Annotated in this window: 11 protein-coding genes; 5 read left to right on the top strand and 6 right to left on the bottom strand. The window is 72.0% G+C overall.

Translation table 11 applies throughout. The annotated features are described in order from the left end of the window. The first annotated feature begins 151 nt into the window (after positions 1 to 151). Positions 152 to 688: a DoxX family protein gene (locus QF030_RS25750; protein ID WP_307164978.1), complete on the top strand. Its 537-nt coding sequence runs from the start codon at positions 152 to 154 to the stop codon at positions 686 to 688. Between the two features lie 401 nt (positions 689 to 1,089). Here the strand turns inward: QF030_RS25750 and QF030_RS25755 are convergent, their stop codons facing one another. Both QF030_RS25755 and QF030_RS25760 read right to left on the bottom strand, forming a co-directional pair. Beyond that, positions 1,090 to 1,335 (bottom strand): hypothetical protein, encoded by a 246-nt coding sequence (locus QF030_RS25755; protein WP_307164979.1) that lies wholly within the window; start codon positions 1,333 to 1,335, stop codon positions 1,090 to 1,092. Next, positions 1,322 to 2,896: a PspC domain-containing protein gene (locus tag QF030_RS25760; protein WP_373428912.1), complete on the bottom strand. Its 1,575-nt coding sequence runs from the start codon at positions 2,894 to 2,896 to the stop codon at positions 1,322 to 1,324. Before QF030_RS25760 ends, QF030_RS25755 begins: the two co-directional genes overlap by 14 nt. A 458-nt stretch (positions 2,897 to 3,354) precedes the next feature. On the opposite strand from QF030_RS25760, the gene QF030_RS25765 reads away from it, so the two are divergent. Next, positions 3,355 to 4,683, top strand: coding sequence for an ATP-binding protein (locus QF030_RS25765; protein ID WP_373428806.1), 1,329 nt, complete (start codon positions 3,355 to 3,357; stop codon positions 4,681 to 4,683). Beyond that, positions 4,680 to 5,435 (top strand): LuxR C-terminal-related transcriptional regulator, encoded by a 756-nt coding sequence (locus QF030_RS25770; protein ID WP_307164981.1) that lies wholly within the window; start codon positions 4,680 to 4,682, stop codon positions 5,433 to 5,435. The genes QF030_RS25765 and QF030_RS25770 overlap by 4 nt, the downstream gene beginning before the upstream one ends. A 39-nt stretch (positions 5,436 to 5,474) precedes the next feature. On the opposite strand, the gene QF030_RS25775 is transcribed toward QF030_RS25770, so the two are convergent. Further along, entirely contained in the window at positions 5,475 to 6,554 is a 1,080-nt protein-coding gene (locus QF030_RS25775) for a C40 family peptidase (RefSeq protein ID WP_307164982.1), read from the bottom strand. A gap of 462 nt (positions 6,555 to 7,016) precedes the next feature. Here QF030_RS25775 and QF030_RS25780 point away from each other — a divergent pair, with 462 nt between their 5' ends. Next, the gene (locus tag QF030_RS25780; protein WP_307164983.1) at positions 7,017 to 7,370 is read left to right on the top strand and encodes a hypothetical protein; all 354 of its coding nucleotides are present in this window, start codon (positions 7,017 to 7,019) and stop codon (positions 7,368 to 7,370) included. On the opposite strand, the gene QF030_RS25785 is transcribed toward QF030_RS25780, so the two are convergent. Beyond that, complete coding sequence (locus tag QF030_RS25785) at positions 7,348 to 8,355, bottom strand: tellurite resistance/C4-dicarboxylate transporter family protein (protein ID WP_307164984.1); 1,008 nt, start codon at positions 8,353 to 8,355, stop codon at positions 7,348 to 7,350. The genes QF030_RS25780 and QF030_RS25785 overlap by 23 nt on opposite strands. Positions 8,356 to 8,674: 319 nt before the next feature. After that, the gene (locus QF030_RS25790; RefSeq protein WP_307164985.1) at positions 8,675 to 9,841 is read right to left on the bottom strand and encodes a C40 family peptidase; all 1,167 of its coding nucleotides are present in this window, start codon (positions 9,839 to 9,841) and stop codon (positions 8,675 to 8,677) included. A 454-nt stretch (positions 9,842 to 10,295) separates the two neighbouring features. Between QF030_RS25790 and pcrA the strand changes: the two genes are divergently transcribed. Further along, complete coding sequence (gene pcrA / locus QF030_RS25795) at positions 10,296 to 12,803, top strand: DNA helicase PcrA (protein ID WP_307164986.1); 2,508 nt, start codon at positions 10,296 to 10,298, stop codon at positions 12,801 to 12,803. Between the two features lie 283 nt (positions 12,804 to 13,086). Here the strand turns inward: pcrA and QF030_RS25800 are convergent, their stop codons facing one another. Continuing rightward, positions 13,087 to 14,619, bottom strand: coding sequence for a M23 family metallopeptidase (locus tag QF030_RS25800; protein WP_307164987.1), 1,533 nt, complete (start codon positions 14,617 to 14,619; stop codon positions 13,087 to 13,089). Between the last annotated feature and the right edge of the window lie 57 nt (positions 14,620 to 14,676).

Consider the following 14,676-nt stretch of genomic DNA (forward strand, 5'->3'; position numbering starts at 1 on the left):
GACCCGGGCGGGGCGACCGGCCGAAGTGAATCGACCGGCCGAAGTGAACCAGTGGTGCGGACAGCTCGTGCAAACAGTTGAGCGCACCCCCCATTTCGTACGTATGGTCTGTCGAGGGGTCCCACCACCGGGCGAGAGGCGGCTACGGGCGATGACTCATGGCATGCGGACGGATACCTACCCCCCCTATCTCGAAGGCGGCGGCCGCGACTGGCGGGACACCGCCACCCGGTACGCCCTCCTTCCCCTGCGCATCTTCCTGGGCGTCACCTTCATCTACGCCGGCCTCGACAAACTCACCGACGGCGCCTTCCTGAAGGACAGCGGCGCCGGCTCCATCGGTGACACCATGCGCGCCGTCCGTGACTCCTCGGTCATCCCGGCCCTGGTCGACATGGCCCTGAAGAGCCCCGTCGGCTTCGGCTACGCCATGGCCTTCGGCGAACTGGCCGTCGGTATCGGCACCCTGCTGGGCGTCCTCACCCGACTCGCCGCGCTCGGCGGCGCGCTGATCTCGCTCAGCCTGTGGCTGACGGTGAGCTGGGCCTCGGACCCGTACTACTACGGCAACGATCTCGCCTACCTGATGGCCTGGCTGCCCCTGGTCCTCGCCGGCGCCCCCGTCCTCTCCCTCGACGCCGCCTGGCGCTCCAGGCGGCGACAGCGATCGGGCGCCCGAGCCTTGTGAGGCCCTCGACGCCTGGTCCTGAGGGTCCGAGGGCCCGAGCCTTGTGCGGCCCTTCGACCGGCGGCCTTTCGACGCCTGGTCCTTGAGGGTCGGAGCCCTGTGACACCCTTGGGCCGGCGGCCCTCCGACGCCTGGCCCTTGAGGTCGGAGCCCTGTGAGACGTACGACCGGTGACCCTTCGACGCCTGGTGTCCGTGAGGCCCGGGGCCCTGTGAGGCCCTTCGACCGGAAGCCCTCCGACGCCTCGGACCATGACGTCGGACGGTCGGAGGGCCGACTGGGCGGGGGGCCGACTGGGCGGGGGGCCGACTGGGCGGGGGGCCGACCGGTCGGCCGGCGGGTGGCTGACGGGCGGTAGAGGGGTGCGGTTGTCGAGGGACGTGGGGTCAGGGGGCGGTCGGTCAGGCGGCCGGGTCCGGGCCGGTCCCGGCCGGGGTGGTCCGGCGGGACGGGTTCCGGCGTCTGCGTATGCTCCTCGCCACGACGCCGGTCGCGCCCGCCAGGCAGAGGCCGGCTGTGACGACCGGGATCACCACGAACCACGGGGTCTCCCAGAGGCCGCCCGCGTCACCTGCGTAGATGACGCCCGCGAGGGTGAAGAAGGCGCCGGCGACCAGCCTGCCGGGCTGGAACTCATGACGCAGCACGGGCCACCTCCGCCTGTCCCACCCCGACCTGGAGGTCCAGGTCGATGGTCCCGGAGTCCTTGCCGCCCGAGACCGGCGACAGGGTCACCTCCTTGTGCTTGCCCGGCTGCACGTCCACATCCTTCTCGTCGTCGCCCGGCAGCTGGATGTCTCCCAGCCCCACGTCGATCCTCACCTTCACGGTCACGTCCGGCGGGACGATCACCCGTAGCCGGCCCGCCCCCACCTCGGCGTTGGTGCTCACCGTCTGTCCCTTCGCGAGTTCCAGCCGGGACAGGTCCAGGGTGCCGTCCCCGGTGCCCAGGTCGTAGGCCGTCCGTACGTCCGCCACCGCCGCCGGCTGCCACACCGTGTCGACCCACCGCGTCCCGATGTCCTTGGGCAGGACCGTCGTACCGGCCAGCAGGCCCGCCGTGACGATCGCCAGGAACACCGACCCGGCGCCGGTCCGCCCGAGGAACGAGCTGACCGCGATACCCACGCCGAGCACCATGAGCGCGACCGCGAGTCCCGCCTGGAGGCTGGTGCCCAGCGGGTGGTCGTCCCAGGTGAGCCGGGTGACGAGACCGGCCGCGAGCGCGGCGAGCAGGAAGAGCCAGCCGCCGATCCAACGCGGGCCGCGCGGCCCGGCGTACGGCTTGTGCGGGGCCCGTATGTCCTCGGGTCGGCGCGTGTGGCCGACGAGGTCGACGTCGATGGTCGCCGTGAAGTCCCGGGCGCGGGCGTCCCAGGGACCCCACAGATAGCCCGTGCCGCCGTCGTGTGTGCCGTCCTTGACGATGGGGTCGCGCCACCAGGACGGGTAGGCGGAGGGGACCGGCGGTGCCTGGGCCTCCGGCGGGGCGTCGGCCACGGCCTGCGCGGCCAGCGGGTCGGGGTCCGAGGAGTCCCGGTGCCGTGACCAGTAGCCGGCGCCCGCGAGGAGAAAGGAGACGACGACGGCGAAGGCCAGCACGCTGCCGTTGTTCAGCATCGACAGGAACACCCCGCAGCCGACCAGCGCGAACAGCACGGCCGCGAGGGCCTGGCCGTCGACCCGGCCGGTCAGAAGCCTGCGCACCTCGTTCTGTTCGTCGTCGGAGTAGGGGACGAAGAGCCAGGCGAAGCCGTAGAAGATGAGGCCGATGCCACCGGTCGCGGAGAGCACGGCCAGCGTGATCCGGAAGATCACCGGGTCCATGTCGCACTGCCGCCCGAGGCCCGCGCACACCCCGGCGAGCACCTTGTGCTCCCGGTCCCGCCGGAGCTTGGGCGCGAGCCCGACAGCTGCGGCCTCCTGCGGCGCCTGCGGGCCTCCCGACCCCCTGCTTCCGCCTGCCGACCTGCCGCCGGCTGCGGGTCCCGGGCTTCCGCCTGGCCCCTGGCTTGCTCCGGGCCCGCGGCTTGCTTGCGGTCCCTTGCCTCTTCCGGGTCCGTGGCTCGTTCCCGGTTCGTGGCCTGTTCCGGGTCGGTGGCTCGCTCCCGGTCCCTCGCCTGTTCCTCGGTGGCTCGCTACCGGCTCGTGGTCTGCTCCGGACCGCCGGCCGGCGTCCGGTCCCCTGCCTGGCCCCGGTCCTCGGATCCCGTCCGGTGAACCGTCGTCGGCTCCCGTCCCGCCGCCGGTTCCCGTGCCGGCCGCCGCCGCGGCTGTCGCGGCCTCGGTGGCCGCCTCGACCACTGTCCTGTCGTCCGCGCCCTCGCCGGTGCCCGCCGACGGGCGGCGTTCCGCGTCCTCTCCCTGTTCCCCGTGCGCGCCCGCCCGCTCATGCGCGCCCGCCCGCTCGTGCGCCCGCGAATCCTCACCCGCGGTGCCCCGGGCGCCGGGGGACGGGGCGGCCGCGTCGGGCGCGGTGCCCCCGTTGGGCACGGCGTCCGCGGCGTGCTGGTGATCTGTCATAAGTCCATGGTGGCGGGCGAGCCGCCCTCGCGGCAGCCGGAATGACCCTGGTCGGACCCTGATATCGGCCCTGATCCGGGCCGGGGGAGGCGTTCGACGGCCGAGGAACCAGGAGATCAGGGGCGTCTCGGGGGCGAACCCTGATGCCCGGGACCGGGGCCCGTGTGACCATCGTTGGCATGCCGGAAGCCGCAGCAGTGCCACTCGTCGAACCGCGGCCGCCGCGCAAGCTCTACCGCAGCAGTGACGGACGCTGGCTCGGTGGCGTGGCGCGGGGGCTCGCCGGGCATCTCGGGCTGCCCGTGGTGTGGGTGCGGCTCGTCTTCGCCGGTCTGTTCATGGCGGACGGTCTCGGCGCCCTGCTCTACGCGGCCTTCTGGTTCTTCGTACCGCTGGGGGTCGGCGGGGTCGGCGATCAGAAGCCCCCGGCGCTCGTCGGCACCGAGACCGCACCCGACGGCCGTCGCAGGCTCGTGGCCCGCAAACCGGACAAGGGGCAGATCGTCGCGCTGCTCCTCATGGTCGTCGTCGCCATGGTCTTCGTGGGCAATGTGAACCTGGGCAGCGGCGCCAAGGCGTATCTGCTGCCCGCCGTCCTCGTCGGCGCCGGAGTCGCCCTGGTCTGGCGCCAGGCGGACAACGCGCGCCGGGCCCGCTGGGTCGAGGTCGGCCGCAGACGCCGTACGCTCACGCTCCTGCGGGCGGGCGCCGGCGTCCTGCTGGTCACGGCCGGTGTCTCCGGCATCTTCGTCCTCCAGGGCTCGGCCGCCCACCTCGGTTCCGTGCTCCAGGCGGCGCTCGCCGTGCTCGTCGGCATCACGCTCCTCGCCGGTCCCTACCTGGTCCGGATGACCCAGGACCTCTCCGAGGAGCGTCTGATGCGCATCCGGGCCCAGGAGCGCGCGGAGGTCGCCGCGCACGTCCACGACTCGGTGCTGCACACGCTGACCCTGATCCAGCGCAACGCGGAGAACGCCGGGGAGGTGCGCCGCCTCGCCCGTGCCCAGGAGCGCGACCTGCGCACCTGGCTCTACAGACCCGAGGGCACCGGCAAGGAGGAGGCCGACGAGCCCACCACGGTCGCCGACGCGGTGCGGCGGAACGCCGCCGAGGTGGAGGACAAGCACGGCGTCCCCATCGAGGTCGTCGTCGTCGGCGACTGTCCGCTCGACGAAGGGGTCGGGGCACAGATGCAGGCCGCGCGTGAGGCGATGGTGAACGCGGCCAAGTACGGTGGCGAGGGCGGCGCCGTGCAGGTCTACGCCGAAGTCGAGGGCAGGACGGTCTTCGTGTCCGTCCGGGACCGCGGACCCGGCTTCGACCTCGACTCGATACCCGCCGACCGCATGGGCGTCAGAGAATCGATCATCGGCCGCATGGAGCGCCACGGCGGCACGGCGCGGCTGCGGGCCGTCCCGGGCGGCGGCACGGAGGTCGAACTGGAGATGGAGAGGGCGGAGAAGACGTCATGAGCGACCCGACCGAAACGACCGGCACGAACGGCACTGGGGGAGCGGCGGAGGCGGCCGGGCCGACGAAGGCACCCGGCGGCGGCACGGGCGGACGCCATGTGCGCGTGGTGCTCGTCGACGACCACCGCATGTTCCGTACGGGAGTGCAGGCCGAGATCGGCCAGACCGAGCAGACCGGGGTCGAGGTCGTCGGCGAGGCGGCGGACGTCGACCAGGCGGTCACGGTGATCACCGCGACGCGGCCCGAGGTGGTGCTCCTCGACGTTCATCTGCCGGGCGGCGGCGGGGTCGAAGTGCTGCGCCGCTGCGCTCCGTTGATGTCCGACGCCGAGCAGCCGGTGCGCTTCCTCGCCCTGTCCGTGTCGGACGCGGCGGAGGATGTGATCGGGGTGATCAGAGGCGGCGCACGGGGCTATGTCACCAAGACGATCACCGGCACCGATCTGGTGGACTCCATCTTCCGGGTGCAGGAGGGCGACGCCGTCTTCTCGCCTCGCCTCGCCGGGTTCGTCCTCGACGCCTTCGCCTCGACGGACGCCCCGCCGGTCGACGAGGATCTGGACCGTCTCACCCAGCGCGAGCGCGAGGTGCTGCGGCTCATCGCCCGTGGGTACGCCTACAAGGAGATCGCCAAGCAGCTCTTCATCTCCGTCAAGACGGTCGAGTCGCACGTCTCGGCGGTGCTGCGCAAGCTGCAGCTGTCCAACCGGCACGAGCTGACCCGCTGGGCGACGGCGCGACGGCTGGTGTGAGGCACGGGCGGTCCGACACGGGCGGTCCTGCACGGGCCCTCACACCACCCGGGTCGCGCCCGCGAACGGCATCTCGTCGATCGGGGCCACCCGCACCGGGGCCGACGGGTTCGGCGCGTGGATCATCTGGCCGTCGCCGATGTAGAGGCCGACGTGGGTGATGCCGGAGTAGAAGAACACCAGGTCGCCCGGGAGGAGTTCGGAGCGGGAGACGCGCTGTCCGGCGCCGATCTGGGCGTAGGTGGTGCGAGGCAGGGAGACGCCGGCGGAGCGGTACGAGGCGAGCACGAGGCCCGAGCAGTCGAAGGCGTTCGGCCCGGTCGCGCCCCAGACGTACGGGCTGCCGAGCTTGGAGTAGGCGTAGGAAACGGCCTCGGCGGCACGGGAGTTGGGCGCTTCGGCGGTGGCGGTGCCCGGGGTCTGGAGGCTGTCGCGTCCGTCCGTCGAGGAGCGTGAGGCGCGGCCGCTCGCGCTGCCGCCGCTCGTTGCCTCGCCGATCCGGGACCGCTCCGCCGCCGTCAGCCGGTTCAGCAGGCGGCGCGCAGCCTCGAGTTTGCCGGTGATCGCCTTCTTGTGGGTCTTCAATTCGGCCTGGCGCGTCCGGAGCGAGGTCAGCTCGACGCGCGCGGCGCCGCGCAGCTGCTCGATCTCCCGCAGCTGTCTGCGTACTCGGGTGACGGCGGCCGACTGGCGGTCCCCGGCCCGTTCGGCGAAGGCGGCGCCGTCGAGGTACCGGTCGGGGTCGTCGGAGAGCGCCAGTTGCACGGCCGGGTCGAGCCCGGTGCTTCGGTACTGCGCCGCCGCCATCGAACCCAGCGTCTCCCGCGCCGCGTTGAGCTTCTCCTCCTTGCGCGCCGCCTCGTCCCGCAGGCTCTTCAGTCGCTGCTCGGCCGCCGTCGCCTTCTCCCGGGCGCCGTTGTACTTCTCGGTGGCTGCCTCCGCCTCCTGGTAGAGCTTCGCCACCTTCGCCTCGACCTGGGACGGGGTCAGGTTCGGCTCGGCCTGTCCGGTCCCGTCGAAGGCCGTCGCCGTCGCGGCGCCCGCGAGAGCGAGGGTGAACGCCGTGCGGGCCGTCTGGCCGCCGAGCGAGCGCTGTCGGGGCTTGCGGTGCGCTGCCACGTGGGACTGCACGTCCTTTCGTACGACCGCCTCGTCCGCCCGTACACCCTCCGGGGAGCCGTCGGGGGAGCGGACGGACGGCCCCGGAGGGCGGCTGACGCGTCCGGCGACGGCCCGCACAGGGGGAGCGGGACGCCGCCGGACCTTCTCGGCGGTGGTGGCCGACTGCCGCCCGTGGCCCGGGCGGCGGTGGGGAGCCGGTCACCTGGGGCAGGACGCTAGGCCCGGGTGTGACAGCCCGGTAACGCGAAGTGCGGAAGTGACACGAGTGGACCGCGTCGTGATCACACATGCCCGAAAAACCGGGCCCGGGCCGTCGGCTTCGCGCGCCGCGATGACCGAAACGGTTATTTCGGGACACGTCGGAGCGGCACGGTGCTATGGGACGCATATATGCACCTGAGGCCGAACGGGAGGGCCGGTGGCGGGTGACCCCGGCACGGCTGGCTAGCATCCGGCTTCATGGACGTACTCATCCATCTTTTCGTCGGCCTGCACATCATCGGCATCGCCGCGCTCCTCGGCGGCTTCCTCACACAGCTGAAGGCGATGGGCCGGGGCACGGCCCGCTTCGTCCCCGCTATGCTCCACGGCGCGGCGACGATGCTGGTCACCGGCGTGATCCTGGTCGGCCTGAACCAGGCGGACGACCAGCACGTCAACAACATCAAGATCGGTGTGAAGCTGGCACTGCTGATCGTGATCCTCGGCCTCGTCTATGTGAAGCGGGACGACGAGACGGTGGAGAAGCCCCTGTTCGGCCTGGTCGGACTGCTGACCGTGGCGAACGTCTTCATCGCGGTGCTCTGGACCTGACGGACGCCAGGGCCGTGGCCAGAGCCGCCGCGGCGACCGCCGACCACGCGGCCACCGCGATCCACAGCAGCACCTGCCCCGGCCCCTTCAGCGACGGCACGTCGAGGGCGGCGGCGACGGAGAGCGTCGCCGCCGCCGTCATCCCCATCGGGAACACGGTCGCCCAGCGGCACATGTCGTAGCGAGGCCGCGGCCAGCGCACCTCGGCGACGAGCAGGACGGCGTACCAGACCAGGGAGAGCACCAGCAGCGCCAGGGTCACCGTGCGCAGCACGCCGCTGTCGTCGGCGTTCCACAGGTACAGGCCCCCGTCGTCGGCCGCGAGCAGTCCCGCCCCCGCCAGCGCCGAGATGGCGAGCGCGCCGCCCGCCACCCACTGGTCCCCGGCGCCCTCGGCCGGTTGCCGCGGGTCGAAGAGGGCCAGGGCGACGCCGTACTCCACGAGTCCCAGCCAGAACAGCACGAGCGCCGTGTGCGCGAGCCAGGCCGCCGCCTCCGCCTCGGCGAGGACCGCTCCCTGCACGGCGAGCCCCTGGGTGGCCACGCAGCACAGGAACACCGAGCCCGGCATGCCCCGCTCCCACCGCCGTACGACGGTCACGAGCAGTACGGGCCACAGCACCGCCGCCAGCGCCAGCAGGGCCTCCGAGAGGGTGTGCCGGCCGAGCGCGGCGACACGCGTGCCGAGCACGGTCGTCGCCGCCACCGCGGTCAGCGCTCCGGGCGTGCCCGCCTCCGTCAGCCACCGCTCGCGGTTGCGCACCAGCCGTATGACGAAGTCCGCGGCCAGCGCCACCCAAGCGGCGCCCGCCATCACCAGGGCGACGCGGGACAGGACGTCGTGTCCCGTCAGGTGAAGTCCGATCGACAGGATGCCGGTCGCCATGACCGCCGCCCCCGCCGCCGGTGGCCGCTGCGCCCACCAGACGCGCAGTGGGGAGCCGGGGGAGGGCGCCGGTGACGGGAGGGCGGGGGAGCCGGGCATGCGGCCGATGCTAAGGAGCACCGCGCGCTGCGGAAGCGGGGCACGCGCGCGGGTGCGCAGAATTCTGCGCGTGCACGGCGCGTGCAAGGCGCGGGCCGACGCCGGGGAAGGCGCCGGTCACGCCGGTCACGCCGCTCGGAAACGAAGCCCCACGCGCGCGTGCCCGGCGTGGCTCGCAGAAGAGTGCTCCACGCGCGCGTGCCCGGCGCGCATGTGCCACGCGGCCCCACGCGCGCGTGCCGCCCGTCATCCGGAACCCCAGCGACCTCAAGGCCCCGGCAAGCGCAGGAACCCAGCAAGCTCAGGATCCTCAGAATCCTCAGGCCGGGCGTATCACGCTGTGGAGGCCCGACTCGCCGTCGTAGAAGACCGACTCCTCGCGGACGTACGCGCCCGGCTTCGGGGCGTGGATCATCATGCCGTTGCCGATGTAGACGCCGACATGGCTGACGTCGTCGTAGAAGAAGACCAGGTCGCCGGGCCGGGCGTCGGCGAGGGCGACCGTGGTGCCCGCGCTCACCTGGTCGTAGGTGGTGCGCGGGAGGGTGACGCCGGCGGCCTTCCAGGCGGCCTGGGTGAGGCCGGAGCAGTCGTAGGAGTCGGGGCCCGTCGCGCCCCAGACGTACGGCTTGCCGATCTGTGCGCGGGCGAAGGCGAGCGCCTTGTCGGCCTTGGTGGCGTACGAGGGGGCCTCGGCGGAGGAGGGGGCGGTCGAGGACGACCCGGTGCCCGACGCCGTGCCGCCGCTGTCCTGCTGGGCCGCGACCGCCTGCTCCGCCGCCTGCTGCCGGGCGAGCTCCGCCGCCTTGCGCGCGGCCTCCTCCTGCCGCTGCCTCTCGATCGCCGCGAGGCGCGCCTTCTCCTGGGCCGTCAGCTGGGACAGCAGCTCGCGCGCGTCACCGAGCTTCTTCTGGACGGTGGCCTTGGCGGTCCGCAGGTCCTTCTGCGAGTCGGTGAGCGTCGCCAGGCTCTCGCTGGCCTCCTGGCGCTGCCTCATCGTCGCGGACTGCCCGGTGACGTAGTCGTCGACCGCGCCCTTCCGGCGGTCGGTCAGCCGGCTCATCAGGTGGTGCTGGTCGAAGTAGTCCTGCGGGGTGTCCGCGAGCAGGAACGACGCCGTGTCGGGCGCGGAGGCGCCGGTGCGGTACTGGGCCGCGGCGTACGAACCCAGCTCCTCCCGCGCCTCGTTGAGCTTCTGGGTGCGCTGCGCGACGTCGTTCAGGAGGCCGTCCGCGCGCTTGCGCTGCCTGGTCGTCTTCTCCTTGACGGCGTTGTACTTCTCGGTCGCCGACTCCGCCTGGCGGTAGAGGTCGTCGACCTTCTTCTCGACCTCCTCCAGACTCGGCTTGCCGTCGTCCGACGGAGCGGCGTTCGCCGTCTGGGAGAGCAGGGCCACGGACGTGAGGGCGGCGGTGGCGAGAGAGGGGGTGCGTATGCCCGCCACGCGCGTGCCCGCGGAGCGCGGCTTGCGGTGCTGCGACGCCAAGGGAGGCGACTCCTTCCAGTGCTCCGCCTGCCGGGGTCAGCGGTGGGTCCCTCCCAGACCGGCCAGGCGCTGGGGGGAGGGTGCGGGCAGGTGGCTCGGAAGGGTTGCCCTACGACCCGTCCCCAAGGGGGCGTCGGGCCGATTCACCCAGGCCCCGGTGGGTCCCCGGTTCCGTCGGCGTGAGCGGACGCGTCGGACTCGGCGGAGGCCGTGCGGTCCGGCGGGGTTCGCCGGTGGGGGTCGTACGGCCTGCTCGGCACGGTAACCAACTCGTGTGGTCCGTGTGAAGGTTGATGGGCGATATGCCCGATACATTTTCGTGACCTTCGGTCGGGAACCCACGTCGCGACCGCGCGGGTCGCCGATCGTGACAGGAGTGTGCCGCAGGGTGAGGTGAGGGATGTTTCCGGGACGGCGGCAGGTTGTCAGTGGCGCCCCCTAGACTCGTAGAGCGATGAGCAGCCTCTTTGACGACAGCTTCCTGGCGAACCTCCAGGGCCCCCGTGCCCACGACGAGGAACCCCCGCCACCGCCCGAGGACGATCACGGACCGGAGTCGCTTCCGGACGATCTGTTCGGCGGGAAGTTCGACGTGCCTCCGGACCGGGACAGCCACTACCGCGGCGGCGCCCCGCGCCCCGTCCTGGACGCGGCCGCGCTCCTGGAAGGGCTGAACGACAACCAGCGCGCGGCCGTCTCCCACGCGGGCTCCCCGCTGCTCATCGTGGCCGGGGCCGGTTCCGGCAAGACGCGCGTGCTCACCCACCGCATCGCTCACCTCCTCGCCGAGCGCCATGTGCACCCGGGGCAGATCCTCGCGATCACCTTCACCAACAAGGCCGCGGGCGAGATGAAGGAGCGCGTCGAAGCGCTCGTCGGCCCGCGCGCGCACGCGATGTGGGTGATGACGTTCCACAGCGCGTGTGTGCGCATCCTGCGCCGCGAGAGCAAGAAGCTCGGTTTCACGTCGTCGTTCTCGATCTACGACGCGGCCGACTCCAAGCGCCTCATGGCCCTGGTCTGCCGGGACCTGGACCTGGACCCCAAGCGCTACCCGCCCAAGTCCTTCAGCGCCAAGATCAGCAACCTGAAGAACGAGCTGATCGACGAGGAGGACTTCGCCGCCCAGGCGGCCGACGGTTTCGAGAAGACCCTCGCCCAGGCCTACGCGATGTACCAGTCGCGGCTGCGCGAGGCGAACGCCCTCGACTTCGACGACCTGATCATGACGACGGTCAATCTGCTGCGCGCCTTCCCGGACGTCGCCGAGCACTACCGCCGCCGGTTCCGCCATGTCCTGGTCGACGAGTACCAGGACACCAACCACGCCCAGTACGCCCTCGTGCGCGAGCTGGTCGGCACCTCCGAGCACCCCGTCGACGTGCCCCCGGGCGAGTACGACGTGCCGCCGGCCGAACTCTGCGTCGTCGGCGACGCCGACCAGTCGATCTACGCCTTCCGCGGTGCGACGATCCGCAACATCCTCCAGTTCGAGGAGGACTACCCGGACGCTACGACGATCCTGCTCGAGCAGAACTACCGCTCCACGCAGACGATCCTGTCCGCCGCCAACGCCGTCATCGAGCGCAACGAGTCACGTCGCCCCAAGAACCTGTGGACCAACGCGGGCGCGGGCGCGCGCATCACCGGCTACGTCGCCGACACCGAGCACGACGAGGCGCAGTTCGTCGCCGACGAGATAGACCGGCTGACGGACGCGGGCGACGCGAAGGCGGGCGATGTCGCCGTCTTCTACCGCACCAACGCCCAGTCCCGTGTCTTCGAAGAGATCTTCATCCGCGTCGGCCTGCCCTACAAGGTCGTCGGCGGAGTCCGCTTCTACGAGCGCAAGGAGGTCCGGGACGTCCTGGCCTACCTCCGTGTGCTGGCCAACCCGGAGGACTCGGTGCCGCTGCGCCGGATCCTCAACGTGCCCAAGCGGGGCATCGGCGACCGCGCCGAGGCGATGATCGACGCCCTCTCCCAGCGGGAGAAGATCAGCTTCCCGCAGGCCCTGAAGCGCGTCGACGAGGCGTACGGCATGGCCTCGCGGTCGACGAACGCCGTGAAGCGGTTCAACGCGCTGATGGAGGAGCTCCGCACGATCGTCGAGTCGGGCGCCGGTCCGGCGACGGTCCTGGAGGCGGTGCTCGAACGCACCGGCTACCTCGCCGAGTTGCAGGCCTCCACCGACCCGCAGGACGAGACGCGGATCGAGAACCTCCAGGAACTCGCCGCCGTGGCCCTGGAGTTCGAGCAGGAGGCCGGCGAGGCCGAGGGAGAGACGGAGGGCGAGGCCGTGGCGCCGGTCGGGCTCTCCGCGTTCCTGGAGCGGGTCGCCCTGGTCGCCGACTCCGACCAGATCCCCGACGAGGAGGACGGCTCGGGCGTCATCACCCTGATGACCCTGCACACCGCCAAGGGACTCGAGTTCCCGGTCGTCTTCCTCACGGGCATGGAGGACGGCGTCTTCCCGCACATGCGCGCCCTCGGCCAGGCCAAGGAGCTCGAGGAGGAGCGCCGCCTGGCCTATGTCGGCATCACCCGCGCGCGGGAGCGGCTCTACCTGACGCGGTCCGCGCTGCGCAGCGCCTGGGGGCAGCCGTCGTACAACCCGCCCTCCCGGTTCCTGGAGGAGATCCCGCCGACGCATGTGGACTGGAAGCGGACGGGGGCGACCGCGCCCGTGTCCTCCGGCCCCGTCTCCGGCGTGGCGGCGTCGCTGTCCTCGTCCCGCTCGCGTTCCTCGGCCGCGGGCGCGTCCGGCTTCGCGACCCGCCGGTCCGCCGACAAGCCGGTGGTCACGCTGGCCGTGGGCGACCGCGTCACCCACGACCAGTTCGGTCTCGGCACGGTCGTCGGCGTGAAGGGCACGGGAGCGAACGCGGAGGCGACGGTCGACTTCGGCGACATCAAGCCGAAGCGCCTGCTGCTGCGGTACGCGCCGGTGGAGAAGCTGTAGCGACCACGGCCGTGCCTGCGGCTGTGGTCGTGGTCGCGCGCACGAGGTGGTCCCGCGCATGAACCAGTCCCGCGCGTGAGGCAGTTCCGTAGGGGAAGTAGTCCCGCGCGTGAGGTAGTTCCGCAGGGGAAGTAGTCCCGCGCGTGAGGCAGTTCCGTAGGGGAAGTAGTTCCGCGTATGAAGTAGTCCGCACACGAAGGGGCCCCGCTTCGACGGTGGGGCTCACTTCATGCGCACCCGGCGAGCGGTCACGGCCACGCTGGGCTCGCCTCGGGGCGAGCGCCTACGTCGGGTTGAGATCGTGGCTGCGCAGCCACGGCAGCGGGTCGATCGCGGAGCCGCCCGCGGGCCGGACCTCGAAGTGCAGGTGCGGGCCGGTGGAGTTGCCGGAGTTGCCGGAGTACGCGATCGGGTCGCCGGCCTTGACCGTCGTCCCGGAGGAGACGCGGTAGCTGGAGAGGTGGCAGTACCAGGTCTCCGTGCCGTCCTTCGCCGTCACGATCATCATGTTGCCGTAGGCGCTGTTCCACTGCGTCCGTACGGTGCCGTCGGTCGCCGCCATCACGGTCGTGCCGTAGGAGACGGGGAAGTCGATGCCGGTGTGCTGGGACATCCAGTTGATGCCGGCCTGGCCGAAGTAGGCGCTGAGGCCGTGCTGAGCGACCGGAAGGGCGTACTTGGGGCGCAGCCGCTCCTTGCGGGCCGCCTCGGCCGCCGCCTTCTTCTTCTCGGCTTCCTGCTGTGTCTTGAGGTCGATACGTTCCTGCGTCCGGCTGGCCCGGTCGGCGAAGTCGTCGGCCTCGGCACTGAGGGTCTCGAGCTGGGCGTCCAGCTTGTTGTTGGCGGCGGACGGTTTCACCGGCTGTGCGTCCGAGGCGGAGGCCGTCGTGCCCTTGTCGTCGCCGCCGGTCAGCGTGCCGACCGAGGCCGCGGCGATGCCGGCGACCCCCATCACACAGGCCGAGGGGACGGCCACGGTCAGCAGCGCGGAGCGCTTCGCGGGCATCCGGCGCCGGGAACGGTTCGCGTTGCGGGTGGCCGCCCGCCCGCCGGACGCGGGGACCGGAACCGGGGCCGCCTCCTCCTGGTCGTCGAGGAGCGGCATCGGAACGCCGTCGGACGACTCACCCTCGGCCGGGGCGTGTTCGTCGTGTCCGACCTGTTCGAAGGTGGCGGTGGCCTGCTGGTCGAACGGGACCTCGGCCTGCCGCTCCGGTTCGTCGGAGGTGTGCCGGCCGGCCTCGCCGCCGTCGGAGTTCCACTGCGTGGCGTCGTAGGCGCCGGTGTCGAAGGCCTGCGTGCCCCATTCCCATTGCTGGGTCTGGTCGGCGGGGCTCACGGACCGGTCGGGCTGGAGCCAGGCGCTCGCGTCCCACTGCCCGGTGGCATCGGGTGCCGTGCCCTGCTGTGGGACGGCGTTCAGCTGCTGGTGCTGGCCGGTGGACCAGGCGGTGGAGTCGTACGCGCCCGTGTCGTACGAGGCGTGGTGCTGGGCCGCGTACCCGTCGTAGTTCAGGGTCTGGTGACCGCCCGTGTCCGGGGCCTGGTGGCCGCCGGTGCTCCACTGGGTGCTGTCGTACGCGCCGGTGGCGGGATTCGTGCCGTCGCCCGGGAGTTCACCGAAGAGCGGGTCGGCCGGTGTGAAGTGGCCGGTGGCGTGGGCGCCGGTGTCGAAGGCGCCGCTCTCGTAACCGGGGTACGTGGTGAAGCCGTCGTGCTGGGCTTCCTGGGTGCCGTACGACGCGTAGTGCGCCGAAACGGCGTCGGAAGCCGGGGTCGGGGTGGTCATGATCCCCGACGGGTGACGGTCGTTCACCAACTTCTCTTTCGCCGACAACAGGGGCTGCCAGAGCAGTGCGGCGACTGTACCCGG

Source organism: Streptomyces rishiriensis (assembly GCF_030815485.1).
GTDB classification, from domain to species: domain Bacteria; phylum Actinomycetota; class Actinomycetes; order Streptomycetales; family Streptomycetaceae; genus Streptomyces; species Streptomyces rishiriensis_A.

Excerpts from the sequence above, each read along its gene's own strand:
- pcrA (WP_307164986.1), top strand. The coding sequence starts at position 10,296 with ATGAGCAGCCTCTTTGACGACAGCTTCCTGGCGAACCTCCAGGGCCCC.
- QF030_RS25765 (WP_373428806.1), top strand. The coding sequence starts at position 3,355 with ATGCCCGGGACCGGGGCCCGTGTGACCATCGTTGGCATGCCGGAAGCC.
- QF030_RS25785 (WP_307164984.1), bottom strand. The coding sequence starts at position 8,355 with ATGCCCGGCTCCCCCGCCCTCCCGTCACCGGCGCCCTCCCCCGGCTCC.
- QF030_RS25780 (WP_307164983.1), top strand. The coding sequence starts at position 7,017 with ATGGACGTACTCATCCATCTTTTCGTCGGCCTGCACATCATCGGCATC.
- QF030_RS25770 (WP_307164981.1), top strand. The coding sequence starts at position 4,680 with ATGAGCGACCCGACCGAAACGACCGGCACGAACGGCACTGGGGGAGCG.
- QF030_RS25750 (WP_307164978.1), top strand. The coding sequence starts at position 152 with ATGACTCATGGCATGCGGACGGATACCTACCCCCCCTATCTCGAAGGC.